Genomic DNA, 4159 nt, shown 5'->3' on the forward strand with positions numbered 1-4159 from the left:
AAGCCAATAGCCGCAGACAGCATACCGCAGCCTGCTTATTCTTTTATTGTGTCAAAACAAATAAGTTAAACCTGAATAGCCGATTTATAGGCTGTTCGCAATAAAAACATTTTCGAATGAAAAAATTATTCTTAGTAATGACTGGCCTGTTGCTGATAACTGCTGCCTTTGCTCAAGACAGGGTAAATTACCGGGTGGTTCCGTTGCCGGAATCTATTATAATGAGTGATAAAAAGCCTTTCCTGTTGAATTCAGAAACCGTTATTGTGGTACCGGCTGGTGATGAAAGACTACTTCGGGATGGCCAGTTCTTGGTTGAATATATTGGGGAAACTACAGGCATGAAACTTCAGGTCGTTACCAACAGCAAACATAAAAATGCCATCCATCTGAATCTTAATAAAAGAATCAGCAATAAGGAAGGTTATACGATTAAAGTCAGCCATCGGGAGGTAACTATCTGCGGACAAACTCCCGCAGGAGTATTCTATGGCATTCAGACTTTACGTAAGTCATTGCCGGTAGACCAAAACCTGATGTCAGTTGAACTTCCGGCTGTGAAAATCGTCGATGCGCCTCGCTTTGCCTATCGGGGAATGATGCTGGACTGTGTCCGCCATTTCTTTCCTGTTTCTTTCATTAAGAAATTCATTGATTTACTTGCCCTTCACAATATGAATGTCTTCCACTGGCACTTGACGGATGATCAGGGCTGGCGGATAGAGATCAAGAAATATCCCAGGCTTACCCTTGTGGGATCAGTCCGGAGTGAGACGGTGATCGGACGGAATAGTGAGGTATATGATGGTACACCCTACGGAGGCTTCTACACGCAGGATGAAGCGAGAGAGATTGTGAAGTATGCGGCTGACCGTTATATTACGATAATTCCGGAAATTGATATGCCTGGGCATGTGCTGGCTGCTCTTACGGCCTATCCCGAACTGGGATGTACAGGTGGCCCTTATCAAGTCTTGACCAAGTGGAGTGGAGGAGATCCTCTGTGTCTAGGCAATGATACCGTTTACACGTTTGTAAAGGGAGTGATTGATGAAATAATGGGCCTGTTTCCGTCAAAATATATTCATTTAGGTGGTGATGAGGCACATACGGACCATTGGGCTTCTTGCCCAAGATGCCAGAAAGTGATGGAAGATAATCACCTGACGGTAAAGACCCTTCAGGGTTATTTTACGAATCGTGTAGAAAGTTATGTCAGATCTAAGGGGAGGGTGATGATCGGATGGGACGAGATCCTTGCGGGTAATCCGAATAAGGCTGCCGTAGTAATGTCGTGGCGTGGTGCCGCTCCTGGCGCGCAGGCAGCAAAAGCAGGGTATGACGTCATTATGTCTCCAGGCAGTTATGACTATTTTGATCATTATCAGACATCGGATACGGAGAGGGAACCGCTGCTTATTGGTGGTTATTTGCCCGTCGAAAAAGTATATAGTTTTGAACCTTTCGCCGATCCTGCTGACAAGGAGACTAACAAGCATATCATCGGTGTTCAGGCTAACCTTTGGACAGAGTATATCACTTGTCCCAATCTGGCAGAATATCAGATTCTCCCCCGGATGACAGCCTTGTCTGAAGTCCAATGGATGCAGCCGGAAGCCAAGGACTTTGAGGATTTCCGGACACGTTCTGTAAAGATGCGGAACCTTTATGATGCTTATGGGTTGAAATACGCAAAATTCCTGTGGAATGGAGGTAAGAAGTAGGAAGTTCAGTAACCTTGATTCTTATTATGATTGTACTTCCTGCGGTACCAATTTTGGAGATTTTTTGCGCTCGTCATAGTTTGATAAAGAAGGTCTTAATATGTAAAATAGTTAATTTTCAGATAGAAAACTCCCTAAAAGGTTGTTTTGTGTTCATAAAATTACTATTTTTGTATTGTGAAAAGACCATTATTGGCTTTAGGGAATATACCGGTGAAGTCTTCTGTAATAGCTTCGCTCTATCCTGATATAAGGATGAAGAATAAGAAGATTGCATCACTGGAGAGTTCAGGTGAAATCATCCGTCTGAAGAAAGGGCTCTTTGTAGTAAGTCCTGAAGAAAGTGGAAAACTCTTGTCTGTTGGACTGATAGCCAATCATATTTATAATCCTTCGTATGTATCAATGTCTTCTGCTCTCCGCCATTATGGGTTGATCCCGGAAATGGTATACGCTGTTGAGTCAATGACCATTAAACATTCTGTCTCGTTTGAAAATAAAGTCGGACGGTTTGAATATACCCATATTGACAGAGAGACTTTTTCTGTAGGCCTGTGTCAGATACAAGAAGGCGATGATGTCTATGTCATGGCTTCGCCTGAGAAAGCACTTTGCGATCTGATTGCCAATACCCCACAATTAAATTTGAGATATATAAAAGAAGCTCGTGAATATCTTGAGGAAGATATTCGAATGGATATGGATGCCTTTCAGAAAATGCACAGGGAAGTATTTGAAGCCTATATTCAAGTTGGCAAAAAGGCACAGTCTATACAAACGGTATTAAAATTATTATTGAAGTAATGAATGACATCTATCAGAATATGCTTTCAGCCTATGATACCTCTACAGATCAGGGCAGACGTAATGCTGTATTTGAAGTGAGTCAACAGGTAATCCTTGCAGGGCTGTACCAAGGAGGTTTTTTTGAAGATGCTGCATTTTATGGAGGTACTTGTCTCCGGCTTTTTCATGGATTACCGCGTTTCAGTGAGGATATGGATTTCTCATTGATGTCCCCTGAAGAGAATTTTGATTTCACTAGATTCTTTCAACCAATCATTGAACAATTCAATTATCTGGGAAGGAAGGTTGATATAACAAAAAAGGAAAAAGGGAACTTTGGAAAAGTAGAGTCGGCATTTCTAAAGGACAATACAGAGGTGTATGATGTAAAATTCAGAACGGAGAAATCTGTTCGCATCAAGATAGAAGTGGATACTCAGCCTCCTTTGAAATTTAATACAGAACAGAAACTATTGCTTCAGCCTATATCCTTTATGACCAGATGCTTTACTCTTCCGGATCTTTTCGCCGGAAAGATGCATGCGCTTGTATTCAGAACTTGGAAGAATAGGGTAAAAGGAAGGGACTGGTATGACTTTGAATGGTATGTGCGCCATAATGTATCATTGGATTGGACATACCTGCACGAAAGAATACGCCAGTTTAATGGGAAAGATATAAGCCAGGAGGATTTCAAGTCCCTTTTAGAGGAGAGATTGGCGTCAACTGATGTCAAGAAGGTGAAAAAGGATGTGTTGCCATTTATTAAGAATCCAAAAGATCTTGATATTTGGTCAAATGCTTATTTTCTTCAACTTGCAGATTTGGTAAAGTTCATATAAGGACTATCAATGGATACAGCTGGAAGCCAAGGACTTTGAGGATTTCCGGACACGTTCTGTAAAGATGCGGAACCTTTATGATGCTTATGGGTTGAAATATGCAAAATTCCTGTGGAATACGGACAAAAAGAAAGAAATCCAAAAGCATTGATTCTTGGCTGTCTGTTCGTATTTCCACAGGTTCTTGTTAACTTGGCATACTGCTTTAGGCATCTTAAGGCTCCCTCTGTATGTGATACATAGAAGCCTGATCCTCAGCAAAAGTCTATCCCTCGATGATGTAAGCCTTTACGATCTCACCAGAGTAGGCAATGTGAGCATCCTGGTTTGAACCGGAAAATGTCCCGGGTTTATCTGCCGGATAAAAGGACTGGCGCCATTCCTGGTTGTTCAGTGCGTTCAGATCCTGTAACTGATGGTAGACCACCTTGCATTCCAGTGTCAGTCGTAGTTCCTTGATGGCGGGGACCGACACTTTGTCACCTTCTTCCAGCGTCAGGTTCATGGCCTTGATCTTGTCAACGTCTCTTCCTGAATGTGTGCCGCAGAATCCCAGGATCTTCTTGTCATACTCGCCGTATGGAATACTGATCACGAATTCGGGATTCTTGTCAAGTTGTTCACGTGTGAAGCGGCCTTTGCGGACGAAGGTCGTGAAGATGAATTTCTGCCACTCGATAGGGGCACCAGCATAGTTCCGTGTTAGTTTACCCAAAGATTAAGGAAACTCTATACATGAAGAAGGGAAGATCAGAGACTCCATGTAGTTGCGCTCTGAATCTCTTGAGTTTGGAGTTGAGTGATTCA

The 4159-nt window shown here is 42.4% G+C and carries 4 protein-coding genes; 3 read left to right on the forward strand and 1 reads right to left on the reverse strand.

The features are described 5' to 3' along the window. Positions 1–116 precede the first annotated feature (116 nt). The 3 genes from ACYRYG_RS13130 (at position 117) to ACYRYG_RS13140 (ending at position 3352) form a co-directional block, all read left to right on the forward strand. Positions 117–1724, forward strand: a complete 1608-nt coding sequence (locus ACYRYG_RS13130) for a beta-N-acetylhexosaminidase (RefSeq protein ID WP_460198461.1) — start codon at positions 117–119, stop codon at positions 1722–1724. A gap of 177 nt (positions 1725–1901) precedes the next feature. Then, complete coding sequence (locus ACYRYG_RS13135) at positions 1902–2528, forward strand: hypothetical protein (protein WP_293428144.1); 627 nt, start codon at positions 1902–1904, stop codon at positions 2526–2528. Continuing rightward, positions 2528–3352, forward strand: coding sequence for a nucleotidyl transferase AbiEii/AbiGii toxin family protein (locus ACYRYG_RS13140; RefSeq protein WP_294729089.1), 825 nt, complete (start codon positions 2528–2530; stop codon positions 3350–3352). Before ACYRYG_RS13135 ends, ACYRYG_RS13140 begins: the two co-directional genes overlap by 1 nt. Before the next feature lie 265 nt (positions 3353–3617). On the opposite strand, the gene ACYRYG_RS13145 is transcribed toward ACYRYG_RS13140, so the two are convergent. After that, on the reverse strand, positions 3618–4067 hold the full coding sequence (locus tag ACYRYG_RS13145; RefSeq protein WP_460198462.1) for a flavin reductase: 450 nt from the start codon (positions 4065–4067) through the stop codon (positions 3618–3620). Between the last annotated feature and the right edge of the window lie 92 nt (positions 4068–4159).

This window comes from Segatella asaccharophila, assembly GCF_054687055.1.